Source organism: Isoptericola halotolerans, assembly GCF_013149785.1.
Taxonomy (GTDB): Bacteria; Actinomycetota; Actinomycetes; order Actinomycetales; family Cellulomonadaceae; genus Isoptericola; species Isoptericola halotolerans.
The window spans coordinates 572,902-598,365 of the sequence record NZ_JABEZU010000001.1 but is presented as its reverse complement, the minus strand read 5'-3'; the positions used below and the strand labels follow the sequence as shown (position 1 = coordinate 598,365).

Genomic DNA, 25,464 nt, shown 5'->3' with positions numbered 1-25,464 from the left:
CCATGCGACGACGCACCTCCCCCACCTTCGACCCCGCCGCCGTCACCCCCTGGAACGCACGGATCGACGGTCTCGGTTTCGGTGGCGACTACAACCCCGAGCAGTGGCCCGCCGACGTCCGCGCCGAGGACCTCCACCTCATGCGCGAGGCCGGCGTCAACCTCCTGAGCGTCGCGATCTTCGCCTGGGCCACGATCGAGCCGCGCGAGGGCGAGCTCGAGTGGGGATGGCTGGACGACACGATGGATCAGCTGCACGCAGCAGGCATCCAGGTCGCGCTCGCCACGGCCACGGCGTCCCCGCCGCCGTGGCTGACCCGCCGGCACCCGGAGATCCTGCCGCAGCGCGCCGACGGCACCGTGCTCCACCAGGGCGCCCGCCAGTCGTACGCCGTGACCCACCCGGTGCACCGCGACTACGCCCTGCGCATGACCGCCCGCATGGCCGAGCGCTACGGCGACCACCCCGCCCTGGCCCTGTGGCACGTCGACAACGAGATCGGCTGCCACGTCCCGCGCGACTACTCCGACGCCGCTGCCACCGCGTTCCGCACGTGGCTGAACGAGCGGTACGGCACGATCGACCGGCTCAACGACGCCTGGGGCACCGCGTTCTGGTCGCAGCGGTACGCCACCTTCGACGACGTGCTGCCGCCGCTGGTCGCCCCGATGTTCGCCAACCCGACGCAGCAGCTGGACTTCGACAGGTTCAGCTCCGACGCGCTGCTCGACTACTACCGCGACCTGCGCGACACCCTGCGCGAGATCACCCCGCAGGTCCCCACGACGACGAACCTCATGACGACGTCGACCACCAAGGGGATGGACTACTTCTCGTGGGCCGACGACCTCGACGTCGTCGCCAACGACCACTACACGATCGCCGCGGACCCCGAGCGGCACGTCGAGCTCGCCCTGTCGGCCGACCTCGCGCGCGGCGTCGCAGGCGGCGAGCCGTGGATCCTCATGGAGCACTCGACGTCGGCCGTCAACTGGCAGCCGCGCAACCGCGCCAAGACGCCCGCCGAGATGCTGCGCAACTCGTTGCAGCACGTGGCCCGCGGCGCGGACTCGGTCATGTTCTTCCAGTGGCGCCAGTCCCGGGCGGGCGCCGAGAAGTTCCACTCGGCGATGCTGCCGCACGCCGGGACGGACACCGACGTGTGGCGAGGCACCGTCGAGCTCGGTGGCGTGCTGCAGAGTCTCGGCGAGGTCCGCGGCTCGCGGGTCGAGGCCCGGGCCGCGCTGCTGGTGGACTACCCGGCCTGGTGGGCCGCCGAGCTCGACTCCCACCCCACGCAGGACCTGCGCTACATGGACGAGGTGCGCTCCTGGTACTCGGCGCTGTGGCGCCTCGGGGTGTCCGTGGACGTCGTGCCCCCGCGCGCCGATCTCGACGGCTACGACCTCGTCGTCGCCCCCACGCTCTACCTGGTGGAGGACGAGGCGGCCGCGAACGTCGCCGCGGCCGCCGAGCGCGGCGCCACCGTGGCGATCACGTTCTTCTCGGGCATCGTCGACGAGCACGACCAGGTCCGCCTCGGCGGCTACCCGGGCGCGTTCCGTGACCTGCTCGGCGTCCGCACCGAGGAGTTCGTCCCCCTGCAGGTCGACGAGCGGGTCGAGGTCGTCGGCAAGGCCGTGGGCGGGGACGCCACGGCGGACCTGTGGAGCGAGAAGACCCACGTGCTGGACGGCACCGAGGTCGTGGCGACGTACGACGGCGGGCCGCTCGCAGGGCGTCCGGCCGTGACCCGTCGCGACGTCGGCGCCGGGACCGCCTGGTACGTGGGTACCCGGCTCGACCGCGAAGGGCTGGACGCCCTGGCGAGGACCCTCGTGGAGGAGTCCGGGGTACGGCCCGACCTCGAGGCCCCGGCCGGCGTCGAGCTGGTGCGGCGGCGCTCGGACGACGGTGCCACCACCTGGCTCTTCGCCATCAACCACACCGAGGACGACGTCACGATCGACGGGGTGACGGGCGTCGAGCTGGTCGGCGACAGCGCCGTCGGCGGCTCGTTGCCCGTGCCTGCCGGCGCCGTCCGCGTGCTGCGCGAGACGCCTGCCCGTTGACGCCCTGCTCCGTCCTGCCGACGTCGGCAGGACGGAGCAGGGCGGTGCTCAGGCCAGCGGCCAGGTGCGCAGGCGACCGCACATGCCGTAGCGACGCGGACCCTCGGCCGCGTCGGCGGCCGCCACGCTCCCCTCGTCCAGGGTGACCGGTGAGGCGTCGGCGAGGGCCTCGAGGGCGGCGTCGGTCTGGCCCGCGGCCTGCTGGACCGAGCCCTCCCAGATCTCTCGCCAGGTCCCCGTGCGCGGGGCCACCAGCCGGGCCGCGGCGTCGTACAGGGGCGCCAGAGCGTCCGGCCCGTGCTGGTCGACGGCGGAGCGCAGCGCCGCGTAGCCCTCCAGCGCCAGGTCCCGGCGGGCCCGGGCAGCCGCGGCCAGATCGGCGTCGGTGGCACCGTCGTCGAGGCGCGGCAGGGCGGCGGCCGCGGCGTACCGCTCCGGGTCGGCGAGCACGTCGGCCAGGGTCACGTAGGCCTCGGTCGAGGTGGTGTGCAGGTGGGGCGACCCGCTGCCCTGCGGAGCGTCCTGCGTGGGCCAGTCGTAGACCTGCAGGTGGCTGACGGACGTGCCGCCGGGGAAGACAGCCGTCATGCGGGCAGGCGCCCGCCGGCCGGCGCGGCATGCGCGGCGGGCGCGACGTGCCCCGGCTCGAGCCGGCCACCCTCGCCGGCGAGCACCTGCCGGCCCAGCGCGGCGAGCCCGGCTCCCCGCGCACCGTCGGACTCGCCGTCGGCGATCATCACCGCATAGGTGAACCGCAGGGTCTCGCCGGCGCCGAACGGCACCTCCTCGCTGAAGAACGGCGCGGGGCACACGCAGGCGAAGGGAACCGACCGCACGAACCACTGCGGGGTCCCTCCAGGGTTCGTGCCGGGATCGACCATGAGGACGGTCGAGCTGCGCGAGCCGCCGTGCCGGCCGCTCGTGGTCGGGGGTGCGGCGCCGTCGTGCCGACCGACGAACCCGAGCCACTCGGCCCGCAGCCCGCGGGCGTCCTCGGCGTCCGCCACCACGCCCGTGCCGTCCGCACCGGGCAGCAGCACCCGACCCTCGGTGAACGAGCGCGGCCCCCGCCAGAAGAGCCCGCCGTACCCGGCGTTCTCGCGCCCGTTGGTAGTCGGGCTGCCGATGTCGAGCGGACCGTCGGAGACGTTCGTCATCTCGGAGGTGAACGTGAGCGCCCAGACGTCCGGCGAGGCGTCGGGCAGCAGCACCTGCACGGTGCGCTCCTCGCGGACGACGACGTCGCCCGGCACGTCACCGTACGGGCCGGTGGTGGGCGGCGTGCGCCAGGACAGCCGCTCGACGAACCCGCACGGACCCACGGCGGTGAACTGCTCGTGATCCATCGAACCGTCGTTGTGCAGGTCGACGTAGCCGCGCTCGGCGTGGACGTAGTTGGGCCCGCCCCAGAAGTTCCACGGCCCCACGTGCGGCAACGACCAGGCGATGCCCTTGTGCCACACGTGGTCCCACGGCCGGTACTCGGAGACCACCGCGCCGCCGCGGGTGCGCAGCGGGTGCAGGTAGGGTCGCGGGCTCTCGTACGGGACGTCGGTCGGGCGGTAGACGTACTCGAACAGGTCGACGCCGTCGCGCGACCCCGTCATCGCGCCGTCGCCGCAGTCCAGGGTGACGCTCATGGGGTGGCCTCCTGTGCCGGGACGTCCTTGACCGGGGGCCACGGTGCCCCCGTGCCGCCCATGCTGGCGTAGAAGGAGTCGTCGGTGCTGATCTGCCCACGGGACACGGTCTCGCCGGTGAAGGCCGACCGGTAGATCGCGGCCGCCAGCTCGAGCGTCCCCCGGGCGTCGTCGACCGTGATCGGCGGGGCCTCGCCGGCGACCAGCGCACGGTAGGTCGGCACGAGCTGGGCCAGGTGCCCGGAGCGGCCGTCGTCGACCCGCTCCCCCGCCGCGACGTCCGCGGTCCAGGCGGTGACGACGTCGTCGGCGCCGGGGGCTGGCGTGACGCGCCAGGAGTCGTCGTCGTAACCGTAGAGGTGCTCGAGCTCGACGGTCGCGCGCTCGGTGTCGAACCGGAGCGAGGAGGTCTGGCGCGGGGAGAGCAGCGAGTTGGTGATGCTGGCCATGGCGCCCGAGGAGAAGCGCACCATCGCCATCGAGACGTCCTCCGTGTCCACGTGGCGGGCGAGCCGGCCGGCCATGGCCCGCACCTCGGTCCACTCCCCCAGGACCGAGACCAGCAGGTCGAACTGGTGGATGCCGTGGCCCATCGTGGGACCGCCGCCCTCGGTGTCGAACCGGCCGCGCCACGGCACCTCGAAGTACTCCGGCGGCCGGAACCACATCGTGTCGCAGGTCGCGACGAGCGGACGGCCCAGCGTGCCGTCGGCGAGCAACCGCCGCAGCCGCAGCGCCCCGGCACCGAACCGGTGCTGCACGATCTGGGTGAACCGGGCACCGTCGGCCCCGGCGCGCTCCGCCTCGGCCAGGGCGTCGATCTCGGCCAGGGACAGCACGGCCGGCTTCTCGACGACGACGTGCGCCCCCGCGGCCAGGGCGGCGCGGGCCTGCTCGAGGTGCAGCGACGGCGGCGTGCAGATGTGCAGCACGTCGACCTCCCCCGCGGCGAGCAGCGCCGCCAGGTCGGTGCCGTGGTGGGCGATGCCGTGCTGCGCCGCGAACTGCTCGGCGCGTGCGGCGTCGACGTCCACCACCCCGGTCAGCTCGACGTCCCCCAGCCCTTCCAGGGCTGCCAGTGCACGGACGGCGTCGGCGTGGGCGTGGGCGATCGCGCCGGCCCCCAGGATGCTGACCTTCATGGGTCCTACTCTCTCAAGTCGTCGATGACGTGCCGCCGGGGCGGGTGCAGGTCTCCCCCGCACCCGCCCCGGCGGCACCTGGTCAGTGACCGCCGGTCAGGTCACTGACGGGCACCGGGAACCGGCACCTGCGACCAGTCGGTGTCCGACGCCAGGTAGAACCCGGGGTAGGACGGCTGGTTGTACGAGGTCTGCTGCCGCGCCACCTCGACCCGGTACTGCGGGTCGTGCATCAGCGTGTACATCTTGATGTCCGTGACCTCGGTCGCGAAGTACACCCGCAGCGCCGAGGAGTCCTCGGTGCGCACGAGCACCTCCTCGCGCCAGTCACCCAGGACGTCCGCCACGAGCGACGGGTTGCCCTTGGTGTGGTTGTTGGTCAGGGTGCCGTCGAGGGTCCGCAGCACCGTGCCGTCACCGGCCACGATCCGCGGGGTCTCTGTGATCGCACCCTCGATGAGCTGCGTGCTGCCGTCGGCCGCCCAGCGCACCGAGGCGTTCGTCCCCGGGGTCGAGGTGGCGACCAGCTCGCCCGTCGCGCTCAGCGTCCCCGAGCCGTCGGAACCACCCGGCATCGAGCCCCACACCTCGATGCCCGGCACCTCGGTGTCGACGTCGCCGATCATGCACCGGCCGGTGTCCCGCCCGGAGTACGCCCCGAAGAGGACCTCCCCGGTGGCGGCGTCGCGCATCGCGGTCCCGTACGGGGCCCAGGCCCCGCCCTCGTGGCACGTCCAGATCTCGAGGCCGGGACGTGACGGGTCGATGTCCGTCACGTGCATGGCGTCGCCGTGCCCGAGCCCTGCCCAGGCACCGGGGTCCGCCGAGCCCTCGGGCAGGGTGTCGAACGACGAGTACAGCAGCGAGCCGTCGTGGTCGATCGTCGCCGAGCCGTAGACGATCTCCTGGTTGCCGTCACCGTCCACGTCGGCCACCGACAGCGAGTGGAAGCCCTGCGTCGTGATGGACCCGAACTCCGGGTCGGTACCCAGCGTCCCGTGGGGCCCGTCGTTGAACGGGTTCGACATCGGCGTCCAGCCGGAGTCCACCATCCAGCGCTGGGTCAGGCGCTTGCCGTCCCAGTCGTACGTGGCGATGGTCGAGCGGGTGTAGTACCCACGGGCGAACACGGCCGACGGTGTCTCGCCGTCGAGGTAGGCCACACCGGCCAGGAACCGGTCGACGCGGTTGCCCGGTTCGATGCGGCTCATCGCGTAGTCGCCCCAGCGCAGACCGTCGTCGTACCGCTCCGGCTCGTAGTCGACCGTCTCCAGCGGACGCCCGCTGCGGCCGTCGAACACCGACAGGTACTCGGGGCCGGAGATCACGAACCCTTCGAAGGTGCGCAGGTCGTTGCGGCCCGAACGCTCCGGGGCGTAGACGTCCATGAAGTGGTCGGCCAGCTCGCGCGCGTCCGCGTCGGACAACGGGTAGTCGTGCTGCGGGTCGATGCCGAACGCCTCCTCGAGCGTGGCCGGCCACTCACCGCTGGTCACCTCGGGGTAGTCCGCCCAGTCGCGGAACATCTCCACGACGTGCTCGTAGTAGTCGTCCGCGCTGTACCGGTAGTCGTCGGCGTGCGTGACGCCGGCCTTCCGGTCGTCCTTCGGGATCGTGACGTACGCGTCGCGCCTCGGCTCGCCGTTCCGGTAGGTGGTGACCTTCGTGCCCGGGGCCGTCTTGACCATCACCTCGGCACGGCCGTCCCCGTCGAAGTCGTACACCGGGAACTGCGTGTAGTGCGCCCCGGCCCGGATGTTGACGCCGAGGTCGATCCGCCAGAGCTGCTCGCCGTCGAGCGTGTACGCGTCGAGGTACTGGTTGCCCGTGTACCCCTTCTGCGAGACGTCCTTGGAGTTCGACGGGTCCCACTTGACGATCACCTCGTAGGTGCCGTCGCCGGTCAGGTCCGCGACGGAGGCGTCGTTGGCGGAGTACGTGTACGCCTCCCCGACCGGGGTGACACCGTCGGCCGGCTTGTTCAGCGGGATGTCGAGGTGGTCGTCGGCCAGCGGCACGACGGTCTCGCTCCGCTGGCCCCAGTGCACGTGGTTCTTGCCGTTGCCCTTGACGTGCCCCTTGCCCGGGTGGCCGTCGCGCAACGGCGCGACGACGTAGCGCGAGGCGGCCCCGCCGTCGGGGTCGACGTAGTTGGTCGAGTCGGTGACGGTGCCGATCTGCCGGCCGTCGCGGAAGACGGCGAACCCGACGCCGTCCATGCCGGTCTCGGTGGCACCGGTGACCTCGTGGCCGAGCAGCCGCCAGCTGAGGAACACACCCTCGCTGGTGCTGGCCGCCACCAGACCGCGGTCCAGGTCCTCCAGGACGATCCCGTCGTCCTGACCGTGGCCGGGCTGGCCGGGGTGGCCTCCCGGGGCGGCCGTGGCCGTCGACCCCAGGGCCAGGGCCCCGACGGTCGCGGCGGCGACGGCACAGGCCGTCGTGCGGTGGAGTCTCATCGCTCTGTCTCCTCCTTGCATCGTTGCAATCAGTGCACTTGCGATCACCCTCCCCACCGTGGTGACGAGGGGAGCTCTGGGGCGGTCAGGAAAGACCGGGGGTCCGGCGGCGGATCTCCACGCCGACGACCGCCATCGCCAGCAGCCCGCCCACCACGAGCACCAGCGGCACGAGCATCCACACCAGCACGACGGCCATGAGCACGGCGGCGCCCAGGAGCGCCGACCCGGTGAGGTCGTCGACGGCACGCTGCGTGGCGACCGACAGCGTGGCGCGCGTGGTCGCGCCCGGCACGGGTTCGCCGTCGTCGTCGGACCAGGCGCCGACGGCGCGCAGGACGACGGCGACGGCACCGGCGGCGAACAGCGCGACCACGACGGCCACCACGCTCGCGCCGGGGATCACTCCGGAGGTGGCGAGCTGCCAGTCACCGACCAGCAGGACGGCCAGGGCCAGGGTGGCCAGCCCGAGGAGCCAGAGGGCTCGCACGGCCGCCCACCACTCGGCGGCGAAGCGCCGCACGGACGTCTCGCGGCCGCCGAGGTCGCGTCGCAGGTGCGCGACGCCGGCCGCGAGGGAGGGCACCAGGGTCACCAGGGCGAGGGAGCCGACGGCGACCATCAGGCCCGTGATCATCACCTCGGCGAACAGGTGCAGGCTGCCCAGCAGGCGCCCGTCACCACCCCGACGACGAGGTCGCCGGGGTGGTGTCGGGCCGTCGTGGCGAGCCGGGCTCACGCGGTCAGCCCTTCAGGCCCTGCGTGGCCACGCCGTTGATGAGGAACCGCTGGAACACCACGAAGAAGATCATCACGGGCAGCAGCGCGAGGACGGCCATCGCCATCTGGGCGCCGTAGTCGGACACGGAGGTCTGGTCGACGTACTGCCGCAGCGCGATCGGCATCGTGTACAGGCTCGGGTTCTTCAGGTAGAGCAGCGGGCCGAGGAAGTCGTTCCACGACCAGATGAACGTGAAGATGGAGCTCGTCACGATCGCCGGGCGCATCAGCGGCAGGATGATCCGCCAGAAGGTGCGCCCGTGCCCGCAACCGTCGATCCGCGCCGCCTCGTCCAGGGACCGCGGGATGCCACGGATGAACTGGACCATGAGGAAGATGAAGAACGCCTCGGCAGCCAGGAACTTCGGGGCCAGCAGCGGGATGTAGGTGTTCACCATCCCGAGATTGTTGAACAGGATGTACTGCGGGATGATCGTGACGTGGAACGGCAGCAGCAGCGTGCCGATCATGATCGCGAACATCGCGTTGCGCCCCGGGAAGCTGATCCGGGCGAACGCATAGGCGGCCACCGTCGAGGACAGCACGGTCCCGACCACGCTGAGCGAGGCCAGCAGCAGCGAGTTGCCGAAGAACGTCCAGAAGCTCACCCCGCCGATGCCGGACAGCGCCGAGGCGTAGTGCTCGAGGGTCCAGATGTCCGGCAACAGCTGGACGTTGCCGATGATGTCCGAGTTCGGCTTCATCGAGGCGAACAGCATCCACGCCGCGGGGTAGAGCACCACGATCGTGGCCGCGATGGCGATGGTGTGGAAGATGACGGACTTCACGCGACGGCGGTTCTTCGCCGCGGCGCGGCGCGCGACGGCCGCGTGGTCGACTTCTCGGGAGGTTGCGGGGGCGTCGGTGATGGTCATCGTTCGTCTCCCGTGTAGTGGACCCAGCCCTTGGAGGTGCGGAACATCAGCAGGGTGATCAGCGCGACCACGATGACCAGCACCCAGGCCATCGCCGAGGCGTAGCCCATCTTGAAGTCCTGGAACCCGCGCAGGTACAGGTACAGCGTGTAGAACATCGTCGAGCCGGCCGGCCCGCCGGTCCCGCCGGAGATGATGAACGCCGAGCTGAAGACCTGGAACGCCGCGATCGTCTCGAGCAGCAGGTTGAAGAACAGCACCGGGGACAGCATGGGCATCGTGATGTTGACGAACTTGCGCACCGGGCCGGCGCCGTCGCACTCCGCGGCCTCGTAGAGCTCCTGCGGGATCTGCTTGAGGCCCGCCAGGAAGATCACCATCGGGGCGCCGAAGCCCCACACGCCCAACAGGATCAGCATCGGCAGCGACATGGCCGGGTTGCCGACCCACCCTCCGATGTCGATCCCGACGAGCCGCTGGATGCGGTCCACGATCCCGTCGTTGGTGAACATCACCTTCCACACGATCGCGATCGAGACCGACGCGCCGATGAGCGACGGCGCGTAGAAGATCGACCGGTACGCGCCCTGGCCGCGGTGCTTCATGTTGAGCAGCATCGCGACGGCCAGCGCCGAGGCCAGCTTGATCGGCGTGCCGAGCAGCACGTAGCCGGCCGTCACCTGGGCCGACTGCAGGTATCGCGGGTCGTTGAACAGGTTCACGAAGTTGTCGAAGCCCACCCACTGCGGCGGGGTGAACAGGTTGTAGTCCGTGAACGCCAGGTACAACGAGGCCAGCATCGGGAAGGCCGTCAGACCGACGAACCCGATGATCCACGGCGACAGGAACGCATACCCCGCGCGGGTGTCAGCACGGCTGTACTTGCGCTGGGGCTTCTGCTTCAGCGGCGTCTCGGCGTCGGTGCGCAGCAGGTGCTGCGCGGGGAGCGGCTGCCCCGGGGCAGCGACCGCGCCCGGTTCGATGGAAGACATGGTGGTACCTCCGGTGCGTGCGGTCCCGCGCCGCGAGGCGCGGGACCGCACGCTACGTAGAGAGCGTCAGGACTGGCCGACGGCGTCGGCGGCGAACATGAACCACTGCTCGACGAACTGGTCGACCGTGATGTTGCCGTAGCCCAGCTCCTCGGCCAGGCGCATCCACTCGGCCTCGATGGAGCCGAAGCCCTCGACGGGCAGGGGGGCGGTCTCGGTGACGTCCGCGGCCACCGCCTCCTCGTACTCGAGGACGGTCGCGTCGACCGAGCCCTCCTCGATGTTCATGGCGTCACGCTGGGCGGCCACGGCGGGGACGCCCTTCGAGGTGCCGAAGATCTCGCCGACCTCGGGGTCGTTCACGAGGAAGCTGATGAGCGCGGCGGCCTCCTCGGGGTGCTCGGAGCTGGCGCTCGACGAGAGCAGCATCGACGGCTTCCAGAACTGCTGCGGGCCGTTGTCGCCCGACGGCATCGGGAGCATGTGGATGTTCTCCGTGCCGGCGTCCGAGACGTAGCCGGCGAGGAAGTTGTCCCAGCTGGCCTCGGCGCCGACCTCGTTCGAGGTGAAGCCGCTCAGCGGGGCGAGCTGCGTCGCGCGGTCCGTCGGGAAGAGCTGGCCGGCCTCGCGCAGGCCGCTCGCCAGGTTGAGGAACTCGGTGGCGTGCGACTCGTCGAAGTTGAGCTGGCCGTCCTCGGTGAAGGGCTGGACGCCCTGCTGGATCAGCCACTGGGCGAAGAACCAGAAGGTGCCGGTGTAGTCGCCGGAGCCGTAGATCGCGGGCTCCTCGTCGGTGCCGGCCTCGGAGACCTCGGCGATGAACGCGTTGAAGTCCTCCCAGGTGTAGCCCTCCTCGAGGGGCTCGACGCCGACCTCGTCGAGGACGTCGCCGTTGTAGAACAGTGCGAGCGTGTTCTGCGAGGTCGGGATGCCGTACTGGGCTCCCTCGATCTGACCGGCCTCGAGGAGCGCCTCCTCGAAGCCCGCGGTGTCGATGGAGCTGCCCGAGAGGTCGGCGAGCTGGCCGGTGCTGCCGTACTGGCGCAGGTAGGACAGGTCCATCTGGAACACGTCGGGCAGCGCCTGGCCGGCCGCCTCGGTGTTGCGCGCGGTCCAGTAGTCGTCCCAGGCCTGGAACTGCGTCTGGACGGTGATGTTGGGGTTGGCCGCCTCGAAGAGGTCGATCGACTCCTCGTACTTGTCGGCACGGTCGTCGTTGCCCCACCAGGCGACGGTCAGCGTGACGTCGCCGCCCTCGCCGCCCCCGGAGCCGTTCGAGTCGTCACCGCTGCACGCGGTCAGGACGAGAGTGAGTGCGGCGGTCGCGGCGACTGCGCCGGCGGCGTTGCGCGAGATCCTCATCGGAGCCTCCTTGCTCAGGACGTCGACGCCGAGGAAGCCCCCTGTGGCCCCTCTGTCCCGTCGACTTGAAACGATACAATACAGGTCTGAGCGTCGGTGTCCAGCCCTTCGGGAAAGCGCTTCATCACGATCCGGCAACGAGCCGGACCCCATCGGCAGCGACGACGGGGTCCTCACCGGCGGTGATGTGAGCGCTCACATCCCGCCGAGCGTAGGTGATCCATGTCTCAGCGGGCGAACCGGGCCGCGCGGATTCGCGAACCGGCTCGCACGGTTTCGGCCACGGCGCGCGCCGCGACGGCTCCGACGTCGCGGCCGCGCGCTACCTCGTCGCGACAGCCTCCGCGCCGACAAGCCTCTCGGCCTCGTCCACGACCGCGTCGAGCAGCGCCGGGTCCGTCCCGGAGCCGCCGGGCAGCAGGCCGGGCAGCGCGGTGAGCGCCCGCGCCACGTCCTCAGGTCGCGCTGCCTCGACCGACCCCCGACCCACCGCGCGGACGACGTCGCGCAGCTGCGCCGCGCGGGGGTCGTCGACGAGCCGGCCGGCCAGCGCCTCGTGCCGTACGACCTCCGACCATGCCGCCAGCGCGTAGGCCGCGCCGTGCGGGATCTCTCCGGCCGCCAGCCGCTCGGCGACCGTGTCGCCCCAGCGGTACGGGATCTTCTGGGTGCCGTCCATCGACACCTGCACCGTGGTGTGCCCGGTCGCCGGGTTCGCGAAGCGCTCCAGCAGCGACTCGCCGTAGGCCGCGAGGTCCGCCCCCCGGGGCGGGGTGAGCGTGGGCAGCGCGTCGTCGAAGAGGAGCTGCCGCGCCCGGGCCTCGATCGCCGGGTCGTCGATCGCCTCTGCGATCGTGGCGTGGCCCGCGAGCCGGCCCGCGTACGCGAGCAACGAGTGCGTGCCGTTGAGCAGCCGCAGCTTGGCGCGCTCCCAGACGGCGACGTCGTCGGTGATCGTCGCGCCGGCGTCCTCCCAGGCGGGGCGCGGCCCGGCGAACCGGTCCTCGATGACCCACTGGCGGTAGGGCTCACCGACCACCAGGCCCTCGTCGCGCACACCGAGCCGCTGCTCGACGGCGTCACGCTGCGCGGCGGTCGTGGCCGGCACGATGCGGTCCACCATCGAGCAGGGGAACGTCACGTGCTCGTCCAGCCAGGCCCGCAGAGCGGTGTCGCCGGGCACGGCGGCCTCGAGCGCCGCACGCACGAGGCCCTCCAGCACTCGACCGTTGTCGACCATGTTGTCGCAGGTCAGCACCGTCAGCGGCCGCAGCTCGCCGGCGGCCCGGGCGGCCCGGTACCGCGCGGCCAGCCCGCGGACCAGCAGGCCGACCGCCGTCGACGCCGGCACCGCCCCGCCGACCAGGAGGTTGGTCCCGCTGTGCGCCGGCATACCGGGCGCAGCTTCCTGCTCGGCGCCGAGGGCGTCCAGGTCGCTTCGCACCAGCCCCAGGTCGAGCGCTCCCCCGGCGTCGCGGCAGTAGCCCTTCTCCGTCACCGTGAGCGTGACCAGGTGCGTGGTCGGTGCGGCGATCGTGCCCAGGACCCGCGCAGTCTCCTCCGCGGGCCAGGCGACGTCGAGCACCGACCCGACGAGATCGACGGAGGACTCCTCACGCCCGGCCGTGAGCACCGAGTAGACCCCGCCCTGCGGCCGGAGCTGGTCGCGCACCGTGGCCGACCGCTGCGTCACGCCCAGGATCCCCCAGCGCAGGTCACCCCTCGAGCGGGCCGCGAGCTCGGTGAAGACGGCCTGGTGCGCGCGATGGAAAGCGCCGATGCCGAGGTGGACGATGCCCACCGACTCCGGGTGGACCGGCGGCTCGAGGTCGGCAGGGACGGCGCGACGGTGCAGACGGTCGTTCACAAGGTTCCTCCGGACGAGTGACGGACGGGAGGTGCGGTCGACGACCGCACGACGAGCTCGACGTCGAGCGGGGGCGCGTCCGGGACAGGAGTCTCCGCGCCGGTCGATCGGCCCCCGGACGCCGAGGCGACGAGGCGGTCGACGGCGTGGCGCCCGAGCCGGCGCAGGTCGACACGCAGGGTGGTCAGGGGCGGGGTGACGAGCGAGGCGACGTAGGAGTCGTCACAGCCGACGACCGACAGGTCGTGCGGGACGTCGAGGCCTCGTGCCCGCAGCCGGTCGACGAGACCGACGGCGACCAGGTCGTTGAACGTGACGACGGCCGTGGCGCCGGACGCGACGACGAGGTCGGCCGCCGCCTGGCCACCCTCCACCCGGGGACGGAACGCTCCCAGCTCGACGACCTCGACGTCGTCGTACCGGGCCGACGCCTCGACGAGGCCGGCCCGACGACGGCGATCGCTCCACGAGCGTTCGGGTCCGCCGACGTAGGCCACCCGGTGGTGACCGAGGGCGCGCAGGTGCTCCAGCGCACGCTGCATGCCGCCGCGATGGTCGGCCTCGACCGCGGGGACACCGGCGACGTCGTGGTTGACGAGGACGACAGGTCGCCCGTCCAGGGCACCCAACGCACGGTCGGCGGCTCGGGGCGAGCAGAGCACCACGCCGTCCGTCTGGGGGGCGAGGGCACGGATCGCCTCGGCCTCGAGGTCCGGGTCCTCGTCGGTGTCCACGATGAACAGTCCTGCGCCGTGCTCGCGGGCCCGTTCCTGAGCGCCCTTGGCGACGGCCGCGAAGTAGGGGTTCGCGAGGTCTGGCACCACGAGCCCGTAGGCGCCCGACCGGCCGGCCCGCAGCACGGCAGCGGCACGGTTGGGGCGGTAGCCGAGCTCCGCGGCGGCCCGCCGGACGCGCTCGCGGGTCGCGGAGGCGACCTTCTCGGGTGCGGCGAGCGCGCGCGAGACGGTAGAGATGGACACCCCGGCCGACCGGGCGACGTCGTGCACCGTGACCATGAGCCCCTCCGGCTGCGAACGTTTACAGGTTGACTGTCCCGGGGACAGCCTAACGCCTTCATCGTGACACCGAGGATCGAAGTCCGTATGATGCAAACGTTGTCACCCACTCGACGAGGAGGCGCCCGTGAGCGAGCCCTGGACCCTGCACCCCGACCGGGCCCTGCCCGCCGACCCGACCGTCCGCGGTATCGCCCGCGAGGTCTACGCGGCGACGAGGGACCTGTCGATCGTGTCCATGCACGGTCACGTGCCGGTCGAGTGGTTCGCGCAGGACTCGTCGTTCGGCGACCCGGCCCAGCTCTTCGTGGTGCCCGACCACTACCTGACCCGGATGCTGGTCTCGCAGGGCGAGACCCTGCCCCGGCTCGGCGTCGGATCCACCGAGACCGAGGCCGTCGAGCAGGACCCCCGCGAGATCTGGCGGCGGTTCTGCGCCGGCTGGCAGCACTTCCGCGGGACCCCGACGCGGTACTGGCTCGAGCACGCGTTCGTCGAGATCTTCGGCGTCACACAACGCCCGTCGGCCGCGACCGCGGACGCGATCTACGACCAGGTCGCCGCCCGGATCGAGTCACCGGAGTTCCGCCCCCGCGCGCTGCTCGACACCTTCCGCATCGAGGTCATCGCCACCACCGACCCGGCCTGGGCATCCTTGGAGGACCACACCCGGCTCGCCAAGGACGGCTACGGCGACCGCGTGCTGCCGACCTTCCGTCCCGACCCGTTGCTGCACGTCGACCGGACCACGTGGCGCGAGGAGATCGACCTGCTCGGCCGGGCCGCCGACGTCGAGATCGGGTCGTACGAGACCTACCTCGCTGCGCTGCGGGTCCAGCGCCAGCGGTTCGTGGAGGCCGGCGCCCGTGCCACCGACCACGGCCACCTCGCGGCCGACACCACGCCGTTGGACGATCTCGAGGCTCGCCGGGTGTTCGACGCCGCCCTGGCCGGCGCCGTCACCGCGGCGGAGGCGGAGGCGTTCAGCGGGCACATGCTCTTCCAGATGGCCGCGATGTCCACCGAGGACGGCCTGGTCATGCAGCTGCACCCGGGCGTGCTGCGGAACCACGCCACCGCGCCGTTCGCGGCGTTCGGACCGGACAAGGGGTACGACATCCCGGTCGTCACGGAGTTCACGCGGTCCCTGCGTCCGATCCTCGACGCCTTCGGGCACCACCCGGCCTTCCGGATGATCGCCTTCACGGTGGACGAGGACGTCTACTCGCGCGAGCTCGCACCGCTGGCCGGCGTCTACCCGGCGTTGAGGCTGGGTGCCCCGTGGTGGTTCCTCGACGCCCCGGACGCGATGCGCCGGTTCCGTGAGTCCGCGACCGAGACGGCGGGCTTCAGCAACATGAGCGGGTTCGTGGACGACACCCGGGCTTTCTGCTCGATCCCTGCGCGCCACGACCTGGCCCGCCGGGTGGACGCCGGCTACCTGGCGCGACTGGTCGCGGAGCACCGTCTCGACCTCGACGAGGCGACCGAGACCGCCGTCGACCTCGCCTACCGACTCCCCCTGGCCGCCTACCCCGCCCCCCGCTGAGGCTGTGGGCGCGATTTCTGGCCCGATATGACCGTTCTACGAGATATCTACCCACAGAAATCGCGCCCACAACGATCAGCGGCTGCCGCTCGAAGGAGAGCCGCCTCATGCTCGACAACGATTTCCACCCGGCCTGGCTGCCTGACGCCGCGCTGCAGACCGTCGGCAGCCGCCGTCTCGCGCTCCGGTCGCCCGACGACGAAGCCGGCGTTCCGGTCGGCAGTTCCAGCCGCGATCGGCAGCTCGAGGGACCGATCGCGACCGAACATACCGACCGCAGCAGTTCCCGGCGCACCGACCGCGCCGTGCTCGCCACCCTGTCGGCCGAGCTGGACCGCGCCACCCGCGCCCACGGCGGCGCCGTCGTCGGGCACGACGACGAGCCCGACCTGCTCCTCGCCCTCGACCCCGCGGACCCGGCACCCGCCGAGCCCGCCGAGCCCGCCGGCTACCGGCTGCTTCGCGCCGCCGGCCGCGTCACCGTCACCGCGGACCACCCCACGAGCCTGCTGCACGGGTGGTTCCACGTGGTCCGTCTCGGCGCCGTCGCGTTCGACGGCCCGGACACCGACGAGCACCACGCCCCGGTGAGCGCGCTGCGGATGCTCGACCACTGGGACAACGTGGACGTGCACCCCGTCATGGGGCAGGTCGAGCGGGGATACGCGGGCGGGTCGATCTTCTACGACGCCGGCCACGTCCGCGCCGACCTGAGCCGGGTCACCACGTACGCACGTCTGCTCGCCGCCGTCGGGATCGACCGCGTCGCGATCAACAACGTCAACGTCGCCGCCCGCGAGGCCCGCCTGCTCACCGACGACCTGCCCGAGGTCGCGCGCATCGCCGCCGCGCTGCGCCCCTACGGGGTACGCACCCACCTGTCGGTGAGCTTCGCCTCACCGGTCACCCTCGGCGGGCTGCCGACGTCGGACCCGCTCGACCCCGCGGTGCGCACCTGGTGGCGCGACGCCGCGGACGTCGTCTGGCGCGCCGTCCCCGACTTCGGAGGGTTCGTGGTCAAGGCCGACTCCGAGGGCCAGCCCGGTCCTTTCGCGCACGGACGCGATCACGCCGACGGCGCGAACATGCTCGCCGAGGCCGTCGCCCCGCACGGTGGCCTCGTCCACTGGCGGGCCTTCGTCTACAACCACACCCAGGACTGGCGGGACCGCACCACCGACCGTGCCCGCGCCGCCCACGACCACTTCGCACCGCTCGACGGCAGGTTCGCCGGCAACGTGGTCGTCCAGGTCAAGCACGGGCCGGTCGACTTCCAGGTGCGCGAGCCCGTCTCCCCCGTGCTCGCCGCGATGCCGCGCACTCGGGTGGCGCTCGAGCTGCAGGTGACGCAGGAGTACACGGGTCAGCAGCGTCACGCCGTCTACCTGGGGCCGGCGTGGAGCGAGATCCTGCGCTGGCAGCCGTGGGGCGATGCCGCGGGCCCCGACGACGCGCCCGACGGCGGCGCCCCGGTCACCGTGGCCGACCTCGCCTCCGGCCGTGGCCCGGGCGGGCAGGGCGGTGGGATCGCGGCGGTCTCCAACGTCGGGGACGACCGCTTCTGGACCGGGCACCCGCTGGCCCAGGCGAACCTCTATGCGTTCGGGCGGCTCGCCTGGGACCCGGCCCTGGACCCGCCAGCGGTGCTGGACGAGTGGATCGACCTGACGTTCCCCGGGGCGCCCGCCGAGCTGCGGGCGGCGGTGCACGCGATCCTCGACGAGTCCTGGCACACGTACGAGCTGTACACCGCCCCGCTGGGCATCGGGTTCATGGTGCGGCCGGGCCACCACTACGGGCCGGACGTGGACGGCTACGAGTACACGCCCTGGGGCACCTACCACTTCGCCGACCGGGACGGGATCGGCGTGGACCGCACCCGCGCGACCGGCACGGGATACACCGGCCAGTACCCGGCGCCGTGGCGCGAGGTCTACGAGTCCCTCGACTCGTGCCCCGACGAGCTGCTGCTGTTCTTCCACCACGTGCCGTACACCCACGTGCTGCACAGCGGGAAGACGGTGGTCCAGCACGTCTACGACACCCACTTCGAGGGCGTCGAGCGGGTGGAGCGCATGGTGGAACGCTGGGAGGACGTCGCCGGTCTCGTGCCCGACGACGTCGCGCGGCGGGTGAGCGACCGGCTCACCGAGCAGCGTCGCTCGGCCGTCGAGTGGCGCGACCAGGTCACCACGTACTTCTGGCGGAAGTCAGGCATCCCCGACGAGCAGGGCCGGACGATCTACTGACCCCACCCCTCTTCGCTGTGGGTGGGGTCGAGGTCAGAGCGCCCCGCCGGCGGCCTTCGGGGCGTCGGCGGACTCACCGGCATCACCGATCGCCTCACGGGCGACGTAGTTCTCCAGGTCGAACAGGTTGTCCCCGGCCCGCCGCGCCACCGTGAGCAGCGTGTTGGCCGAGGCCACCTCCTCGACCTGCTCCTCGAGGAACCAGAGCATGAACTGCTCGCCGAGGACGTCGCCCTCGTCGCGCGCCGCCCGGAAGATCGCCTCGACCTGCCGGGTCACCTGCTCCTCCTGGTCGAGCGCGAGCTGCAGCGGTTCGAGCACGTCCGCGAAGTCGTTGACGACCTCGGGAGTCCCGGGGATTCTCGCCGGCAGCGACCGGTCCAGGTGGTACTGGACGATCATCATCGCGTGGTTGCGCTCCTCGAGCGCCTGGCGGTAGAAGTGCGCGGCGAGCTGTGGCAGGTCGTGCCCGTCGAACCAGACCGCGATGGCGACGTACTGCTGGTGCGCCGCCAGCTCGTGGCCGACCTGCTCGCCCATCAGCTGCCAGAACCGTGAACCCTCGGGTGACGTCATGCCGTCACGCTAGCAACGTCCCGCGCGGTCCGGTCACTCGTCCTCCACGAACCGCAGCCGTACCTCGGCGAGCAGCGGCTTGTCGCTGCGCAGCAGGACGGCGACCCACAGCACGCCGAGGAGGGCCAGCAGCGCCACCGACGTCAGCCAGGCGAAGAGGGTCGCGAGCACGACCACGACCAGGACGACGAGAGTCACCTTGGGCAACCGCCCCAGGAAGTACACGGCCAGCCGGGCCACGTCCCGTCCGCGGAACGCGAAGTAGGACGAGATCACCGTCGCCTGGACGAGCCACAGGACGATCAGCAGGAAGAGGCCCACACCGAGCCCGACGACCCACGCGGGGGCGCCCTGCGCCAGCGCGTCCGCCACCATGAACGCCAGCACGCCGAGCACCAGCAGCGTCGGCAACCAGAGCTTCAGCACGTCCACGGCGTTGAGCCGGTAGCCGCGACCGAAGGCGGCGGCGGGCGACAGGCCGTCGTCCCTGGCCTTCTCCCCCAGCGCGAACAGCGCCGCCGAGACCGCCGGCCCCACGAACACCGCGCTGAGAGTCCCGACGGCGGCCGGGACCGGCCCGAACCCGAGCAGGGTCACCAGCACCGCGGTCGGAGAGACGGCGAGAGCCAGCAGCACCCCGACCACCAGCAGCCTGATGACCACCGGGGTCTCTCGTGCCGCGCCGGCCGGGTTTCCTTCGTCGGTCGAGTTCACAGGGCTCACCGTACTGACTCGCCCACCGGGCGGCGTCACTCCTCGCGCAGGACCACCACGTCGGTCGGTGCCAGGTGCAGCTCCTCTCCGCGCTCGATGCGCCGGTGGGTCAGCAGATCGGTGCCCGCAGCGTGCGCGGGGACGTCCACCGCCTCGCCGGAGTGGTTGAGGACGAACGAGTATCGCTGCCCGGCCCGCTCGCGCACGGCGAGCTCGACGTCGGCGGCGTCCGCGTACGGTCCGACCAGCCCGTGCCGGTCGAGCACCTGACGCACCACCCAGGCGGTGCCGGCGTCGTCGAGCCCTGTCGCGACGTACCACGCCTCGCCGGTCATGGCCTCGGCCGACTCCCCGGGGGTGCCGGGGTGCCGGTGGCGCGTCACCGCGGGCGTGCCCGCATAGAACTCGGCGCCGTAGGTGCCGACGACGTCGGCGCCCTGCGGCACGACGACCTCGAAGACGAGCTCGGCCGCGCACGTGGTCTCCTCCCCCGTCCCGGGGTCCGTCAGCCGCACCGGGCAGGCGTCACCAGGCTCGGCCGAGTCCGTCTCCTCGACCCGCAGCCCGAACAGCCGGCCGAGCGGTCCGGGAGCGTCCCGGAGGAACGCGTTGTCGTCCTCGTCGACCCGCCCGGCCCAGAAGGACGAGAGCACCGACCCGCCGCGAGCCACCACGGCCTCGAGCCGGTCGGCGATGTCTCCCTTGAGCAGGTGCAGCATCGGCGCCACGACGACGTCGTAACGCGAGAGGTCCGCCGACGTCGGCACGACGTCGACCTGGGCTCCTGCCTGCCACAGCGCCCGGTAGTAGGCCAGCACCGTCGGCACGTACCGGGCGTGACGGTTGAAGCCGTCGGTCATCTCCGCCGCCCACCAGGAGTCCCAGTCGAACAGCATCGCCACGCGGGCGGGCGTGCGCGCGCCGACGACGGCGTCACCCAGGTCGCGCAGCTCGGCGCCGAGCGCGGCCACCTCGCGGAACGACCGGGTGTCTGTCCGCCCCGCATGGTCGAGCACCGCCCCGTGGTACTTCTCGCACGCACCCCGCGACTGCCGCATCTGGAAGTACAGGACGGCGTCCGCCCCGTGGGCGACCGACTGCCACGACCACAGCCGCAGGACGCCCGGCCGCTTCACCGGGTTCACGTCGCGCGACGCGGTGATGGTCGGCGTCTGCTCCATGACCCAGAAGGGGGCACCGCCCTTGAGACCACGCATCAGGTCGTGCGCGAGCGCCATCCGGACGTGCTCGCGCTGGCCCGGCGGGTAGTTGTCCCACGAGGCGAGGTCGAGATCGGGGGCCCACCGGTGGTAGTCGAGGGGCCGGAACATCCCCATGAGGTTGGTGGTGACGGGTGTCACCACGTCGTGCTCGCGGATCCGCTCCTTCTCGTCACGGAAGTTCTGGAGCATCGCGTCGGACTGGAAGCGTCGGTAGTCCAACGTGGTGCCCTGGAAGGCGGTGTGGTCGGGGCCTCGCCAGTGCTCGCTGAGCATGTTGGGCGGCACGACCTGCTCCCAGTCGGAGTAGGTGTGCGACCAGAACGTCGTGTTCCACGCCTCGTTGAGACGGTCGAGGGTGCCGTGGCGCCGGCGCAGCCACACGCGGAAGGCTGCGGCGCACAGGTCGCACCAGCAGCCGCCGTCGTACCCTCCGTACTCGTTGCCGACGTGCCACGCGACCAGCCCCGGCGTACCGGCATACCGCTCGGCGAGGCGCCCCGCGAGCTCGGCCGACAGCCGACGGTAGACGGGCGAGCTCGGGCAGGCGTTGTGGCGCTGGCCGTAGACGTGCCGGCGGCCCTGGAAGTCGGTGCGGTTCACCTCCGGGTGCCGATGAGCGAGCCACGGCGGGAGGGCACCGGTCGACGTCGCGAGCACGATGTCTCGGCCGCCCTCGACGGCCCGGCCGACGACGGCGTCGAGCAGGTCGAAGTCGTAGACGTCCTCGGCGGGTTGCAGCGTGGCCCACGAGAAGACGTTGAGGGTGACCGTGTCGATCGACGCCTGGTCGAAGGCGGCATAGTCCTCCTCCCAGATCTCCCGGGGCCACTGCTCGGGGTTGTAGTCGCCGCCGTACCGGATCTTGCGCGACAGGTCGTACTCAGCGGTCATGGTCAGGTCTCCTCCGGTCGGGCGGACACGGCAGACGTGGTCGGTAGGTGGAACGGACACCGGCTCAGGCGACGAACCGCCGCCGGACGTCCTCCAGGACGGGCTGGGCGGTGCGCAGGAGGAACCACAGCCACACCACGACGAACAAGGTCAGGACCGCCTCGCCGAACCAGAACACCACGGCCCCTGCCACGACGAGCAGCGCGAGAAGCCCCGCCGTCGGCAGGAGGTGCCGACCCATGAGCTCGAGAGCGAGCCGTGCAGCGTCCCGGGTGCGGAAGGTGAACGCCGAGCAGAGCAGCAGCACCTGCAGCAGCCACAGGACCACACCGACGCCCACGACCACGAGGACCGCCGCGTAGCCCACCGACACCCCCGCCGCCTCGTGGTGCACCACCGACGTGGCGATCACCCCGAGCAACGCGAGCGCGGGGGCGGCCAGGACCAGCACGTCGCGGGCGGTGAGCCGCAGCCCGCGGGCGAACGTCCGCGCCGGTCCGGCCTCGTCGGCCTCGTGCCGGCGTCCGATCGCGAAGAGTGCCGCCGACCACACCGGGACGGCAGGCACGAGGCACAGCGGGACGAGCAGGACGTTGCCGCTGGACCGGTCGAGCAGCGCCGTCAGCACCAGGGTGGGTGCGCACCCGAGAGCGGTGAGCACCCCCACCACCAGGTACCAGTAGACGGCCCGGGTCACCCGGCTCAGCGTGCCGTCCCCGAAGTCCCGGCTGCTCGTGGTCGCCGCCATCGTCAGGCGCCCTGACCGGGATCGCCGGCACGGCCGAGGATGCGGGCGTCGTCGAGCCACGGCGGGGTCTCGTCGTCCACGACGTCGATCTCGACGAGCGTGACCTCGTGGCGTTCGAGCTCGATCCGCAGCTCGACCCTCCCGTCGGCCACGGGCAGCGAGGTCGTCGAGCGCTCGGGCTGTGCTGCCTCCTCCAGGACGGCGAGCTGGCGGCTGGTCGGTGAGGCCGGCCGGCCGAGATGACGCCAGGCGGTGAAGGCGTTGCCCCGCTGCTCGTCCACCCGCGACCTGTGGACCGAGACGCGCGACGCCGTCGGGCCCACCGGCAGGGTCAGGCGCAGCGCGTGACGATCCGTCTCCGGTGGCGCCTCACTTCCCCCCACGGGCTGCCACGCGAGCACCGTGAGCCGCCCGCCGGCACCTCGCGTGACCAGGTGGTCCGCGCCACGTTGCAGCACGTCGCGCCCCATCCGGGCCATGAAGGCGTACAGGTGGAACACCGGCTTGCGGACCTGCCGGTGCCCGAGCATGCCGAACCCGCCGTGGAACATCGTGGTGGGGACCCCCTCCTCCTCGAAGACGTCGCAGAACGTCCAGTAGGAGAAGGAGTCCACCAGGTCGCCACCCCGCGCGAGCACCGGGGCCAACGCGGCAGCCTGGTACGCCGTGTCGTGCACCGGGTTGTCCGGTCGGTAGCTCGTGCTGAACTCGGTGACGTGGGCGGGCAGCCCCGCCAACCGGCTCCCGGCGAGCAGCTGCGCGGGCCGGGCGAACTGCTCCAGCAGCACCTCCGGGGGACGCAACGACTGGTAGGTCCCGAACGGGACGTGCTGCGCCGGACCGGCGGTGTAGGCGTGGAACGACAGGAAGTCCACGGGCACGTCACGGTCCGTGACGAAGTCCGCGAACGGCTGCCACCAGTCGTCCGCCCCCGGCGAGACGGCTGGCCCTCCGACCTGCAGGGCAGGGTCGACGTCCTTGACCGCTGCCGCCGTGACCTCGTACAGGCGGAAGTACTCCTCCTGCGAGGCGCCCTGCCAGAACTGCGTGAGGTTCGGCTCGTTCCAGACCTCGATCGGCCACCGGCGCACCTCGTCGAGCCCGTAGCGATCGACGGCGTGGCGCACCAGGTGCTGGACGAGGTCCGCCCACTCGCGGTAGTCGCGAGGCGGGGTCACGTTCCCCTGCCACCAGAACACGGTCTGGCTCCCGGACGCCAGGCCCGACGGCATGAACCCCAGCTCGAGGAAGGGCCGGATGCCGAGGCTCAGCCAGGCGTCGAAGACCTGGTCGACGTAGGAGAACCCGTACCGGGTGCCCGTGTGCCCGGCGGCGTCGTAGGGGCGATGGACGCCCATGTCGTCGGAGAGCAGCCCGTGCCCCCGTACGTGGCGGAACCCGATCTCGGACTGGGCCAGGGCGAGCGACTCGTGGTGGTCGCGTCGCAGCGCGAGGTTGAGCCGACCGGTGCCGACACAGGTCCGCCAGGCGTCCGAGAGGACGCCGGTGGGCTCGGACGGCACGACGAGGGATGTCACGGTGATGCTCTCCTGTGCTGTGGCGGTCTTCAGCAGGCGGCGCGGGGCGCCCCCGGACCGTGGTCCGGAGGCGCCCCGTGGCTGGTCAGTCGCTCTGGCGTGCGTAGGCGGCGTTGTACGTCTCGACGATCTGGGAGGCTCCCAGACCTTCCATCTCGGCGGCGAAGGCGTCCCAGTCGTCCAGCGACCGTTGGCCGGTGATGAAGGCCGCCGTCGCCGCCTGGACGGCGTCGTTCAGCTGGCTGTCCAGCAGGGAGGTCTGTTCCAGCTCGAGCTCGTCGAGGCGCGCGGCCGGCGCGATGGGGAGGGTCTCCTTGCGCTCCAGCACGGCGCGGGTCCACTCCTTGATCTCGTCGGACATCACCGACTCGAGCAGATCCTGGGTGGTGCCGTTGGCGAGCAGGAACACACCGTTGCTGTAGCCGTAGTCGGCATTGAGCTGCTCCGACGCGTCCGGGTTGATGGCGTTCCAGCCGATGTCCTCCTTCATCGTCCGGGTACCGTCGGCCTCCCGGTCGAACGTCTCGCCCTCGACGCCCCACTGCGCGAACTCGATGCCCTCGTCCGAGTAGTACTGCCAGTCGATGTACTGCAGCAACGCCTCGAAGTGAGGCTTCTCCGCGGCCGCGCTGGCGATCATCAGCCCCGAGGACAGTCGGCTCGCCGCGAGGTTGTCCCCGAACGGTCCGCCCGGGATGACGAGCAGACGCAGCTCGGCGTCGACCCCTGCGTCGGCGAACTTGGTCCGGTGGGCGGTGATCTCCTGGGTGTTGCTCGACAGCGCAGCCGAGCGGCCCGAGATGAACTTCTGCTCCGCCTGGTCGTCGCTCTGGGTGATCTCCGGGTCCATGACGCCGGCCTCGACCATGCCGCGCACGGTCTCGAGCATCGCGCGGTACTGGTCGCTGGCCCCGTTGAAGACGAACTCGTCGGCCTGCTCGTCGTACCAGGTGTTGGCGTAGCCCCAGCCGCCGGCAGCGCCGAAGTTCGGTCCCATGACGTTGAGCAGTGCGCCGAGCGGCTGACCGTCGGTCCACCGGTCGGAGAACGCGTAGTCGAGCTCGGGGTGGGCGTCCTGGACCGTCTGGAGATCCTCGGCGAACTCCTCCCAGGTCTGAGGGTCCTCGGTGATGCCGGCCTCACGCCACAGGTCGTCACGGATCACGACCGAGTACTGGACGTCGGGGATCTCCCGGATGCCGGGCAGCATGTAGTACTTGTCGTCGTCCTGACGGAGGTTGTCGATCTCCTCCTGCAGACCCCACTCCTCGACCTTCTGCCGGAAGTTGGGCAGGTACTCCAGGTAGTCGGAGACCGGCAGGAGCGACCCGCCGGACACGAACTGCGTCTCCTGGCCGGGATAGGTCACCGGCATGAGGTCGGCGGCCTCGCCGGAACCGATCAGCAGCGACCGCTTCTGCTCCCAGTCGGCCAGCGGGATGTCGGTCCGTGAGAACGTCACCCCGTGGTCCTGCTCGAGGTGCTCGAAGATCGACCAGTCGTCGGTCACCTCGTAGTTCGGGTGGTCCCGGTACATCAGCGAGAACGTGACGGGCTCGGTGGCCTGGAACGTGGTCCCGACACCGAAGTCCTCCATCGCTCCGACGGACTGGTCCGCCCCGATGGCGACGCCGCCGTCGGGGCTCTCCTCGCCCGTGCCCGCGTCGTCGTCGCTGCTGCCGCAGGCCGCCAGGCCGAGGGCCAGGGCCGTGGCCGACACGACGGCGGTGGCCGTACGCATCCTGTTGGTGTTCATATCTCTCCTCGTGTG

At 71.7% G+C, this 25,464-nt stretch carries 19 protein-coding genes; 3 read left to right on the top strand and 16 right to left on the bottom strand.

Translation table 11 applies throughout. The features are described from left to right. The first annotated feature begins 2 nt into the window (after positions 1-2). A complete protein-coding gene (locus HDG69_RS02890; RefSeq protein WP_171782259.1) occupies positions 3-2,072 on the top strand; it encodes a beta-galactosidase in 2,070 nt (689 codons plus the stop codon). 48 nt (positions 2,073-2,120) lie between these two features. Here HDG69_RS02890 and HDG69_RS02885 read toward each other — a convergent pair whose 3' ends face one another. The 10 genes from HDG69_RS02885 to HDG69_RS02840 all read right to left on the bottom strand — a co-directional run bounded on the left by HDG69_RS02885 (position 2,121) and on the right by HDG69_RS02840 (position 14,205). Further along, positions 2,121-2,660: a cupin gene (locus HDG69_RS02885; RefSeq protein ID WP_171782258.1), complete on the bottom strand. Its 540-nt coding sequence runs from the start codon at positions 2,658-2,660 to the stop codon at positions 2,121-2,123. Further along, positions 2,657-3,712: a DUF6807 domain-containing protein gene (locus HDG69_RS02880; protein WP_171782257.1), complete on the bottom strand. Its 1,056-nt coding sequence runs from the start codon at positions 3,710-3,712 to the stop codon at positions 2,657-2,659. The genes HDG69_RS02885 and HDG69_RS02880 overlap by 4 nt, the downstream gene beginning before the upstream one ends. Then, positions 3,709-4,854 carry a Gfo/Idh/MocA family protein gene (locus HDG69_RS02875; protein WP_171782256.1) on the bottom strand — a complete coding sequence of 382 codons (1,146 nt, stop codon included), beginning with the start codon at positions 4,852-4,854 and terminating at the stop codon, positions 3,709-3,711. Before HDG69_RS02875 ends, HDG69_RS02880 begins: the two co-directional genes overlap by 4 nt. Positions 4,855-4,955: 101 nt before the next feature. After that, on the bottom strand, positions 4,956-7,313 hold the full coding sequence (locus HDG69_RS02870) for a rhamnogalacturonan lyase (protein WP_171782255.1): 2,358 nt from the start codon (positions 7,311-7,313) through the stop codon (positions 4,956-4,958). Between the two features lie 85 nt (positions 7,314-7,398). Continuing rightward, positions 7,399-8,052 (bottom strand): hypothetical protein, encoded by a 654-nt coding sequence (locus HDG69_RS02865; RefSeq protein WP_171782254.1) that lies wholly within the window; start codon positions 8,050-8,052, stop codon positions 7,399-7,401. A gap of 4 nt (positions 8,053-8,056) precedes the next feature. Continuing rightward, positions 8,057-8,968, bottom strand: coding sequence for a carbohydrate ABC transporter permease (locus HDG69_RS02860; protein ID WP_171782253.1), 912 nt, complete (start codon positions 8,966-8,968; stop codon positions 8,057-8,059). Further along, a complete protein-coding gene (locus HDG69_RS02855; RefSeq protein WP_171782252.1) occupies positions 8,965-9,960 on the bottom strand; it encodes a carbohydrate ABC transporter permease in 996 nt (331 codons plus the stop codon). Before HDG69_RS02855 ends, HDG69_RS02860 begins: the two co-directional genes overlap by 4 nt. Positions 9,961-10,026: 66 nt before the next feature. Beyond that, positions 10,027-11,322: an ABC transporter substrate-binding protein gene (locus HDG69_RS02850; protein ID WP_171782251.1), complete on the bottom strand. Its 1,296-nt coding sequence runs from the start codon at positions 11,320-11,322 to the stop codon at positions 10,027-10,029. Between the two features lie 322 nt (positions 11,323-11,644). After that, the gene (locus HDG69_RS02845; RefSeq protein WP_171782250.1) at positions 11,645-13,189 is read right to left on the bottom strand and encodes a mannitol dehydrogenase family protein; all 1,545 of its coding nucleotides are present in this window, start codon (positions 13,187-13,189) and stop codon (positions 11,645-11,647) included. After that, positions 13,186-14,205, bottom strand: a complete 1,020-nt coding sequence (locus HDG69_RS02840) for a LacI family DNA-binding transcriptional regulator (protein WP_171782249.1) — start codon at positions 14,203-14,205, stop codon at positions 13,186-13,188. The genes HDG69_RS02845 and HDG69_RS02840 overlap by 4 nt, the downstream gene beginning before the upstream one ends. Positions 14,206-14,332: 127 nt before the next feature. Here HDG69_RS02840 and uxaC point away from each other — a divergent pair, with 127 nt between their 5' ends. After that, positions 14,333-15,754: a glucuronate isomerase gene (gene uxaC / locus HDG69_RS02835; protein ID WP_171782248.1), complete on the top strand. Its 1,422-nt coding sequence runs from the start codon at positions 14,333-14,335 to the stop codon at positions 15,752-15,754. Between the two features lie 107 nt (positions 15,755-15,861). Beyond that, on the top strand, positions 15,862-18,003 hold the full coding sequence (locus tag HDG69_RS02830) for an alpha-glucuronidase (RefSeq protein ID WP_216645139.1): 2,142 nt from the start codon (positions 15,862-15,864) through the stop codon (positions 18,001-18,003). Positions 18,004-18,036: 33 nt separating this feature from the next. On the opposite strand, the gene HDG69_RS02825 is transcribed toward HDG69_RS02830, so the two are convergent. The 6 genes from HDG69_RS02825 to HDG69_RS02800 form a co-directional block, all read right to left on the bottom strand. Further along, complete coding sequence (locus HDG69_RS02825; RefSeq protein ID WP_171782247.1) at positions 18,037-18,579, bottom strand: ferritin; 543 nt, start codon at positions 18,577-18,579, stop codon at positions 18,037-18,039. Positions 18,580-18,612: 33 nt separating this feature from the next. Beyond that, a complete protein-coding gene (locus tag HDG69_RS02820) occupies positions 18,613-19,293 on the bottom strand; it encodes a glycosyltransferase (RefSeq protein ID WP_171782246.1) in 681 nt (226 codons plus the stop codon). 35 nt (positions 19,294-19,328) lie between these two features. Further along, positions 19,329-21,407 carry a beta-galactosidase gene (locus HDG69_RS02815; protein WP_171782245.1) on the bottom strand — a complete coding sequence of 693 codons (2,079 nt, stop codon included), beginning with the start codon at positions 21,405-21,407 and terminating at the stop codon, positions 19,329-19,331. Positions 21,408-21,471: 64 nt separating this feature from the next. Next, positions 21,472-22,155: a glycosyltransferase gene (locus HDG69_RS02810; RefSeq protein WP_171782244.1), complete on the bottom strand. Its 684-nt coding sequence runs from the start codon at positions 22,153-22,155 to the stop codon at positions 21,472-21,474. Between the two features lie 2 nt (positions 22,156-22,157). Further along, positions 22,158-23,693, bottom strand: a complete 1,536-nt coding sequence (locus tag HDG69_RS02805; RefSeq protein WP_171782243.1) for a GH39 family glycosyl hydrolase — start codon at positions 23,691-23,693, stop codon at positions 22,158-22,160. 85 nt (positions 23,694-23,778) lie between these two features. Next, on the bottom strand, positions 23,779-25,449 hold the full coding sequence (locus HDG69_RS02800; protein ID WP_246255961.1) for an ABC transporter substrate-binding protein: 1,671 nt from the start codon (positions 25,447-25,449) through the stop codon (positions 23,779-23,781). Positions 25,450-25,464: the final 15 nt, after the last annotated feature.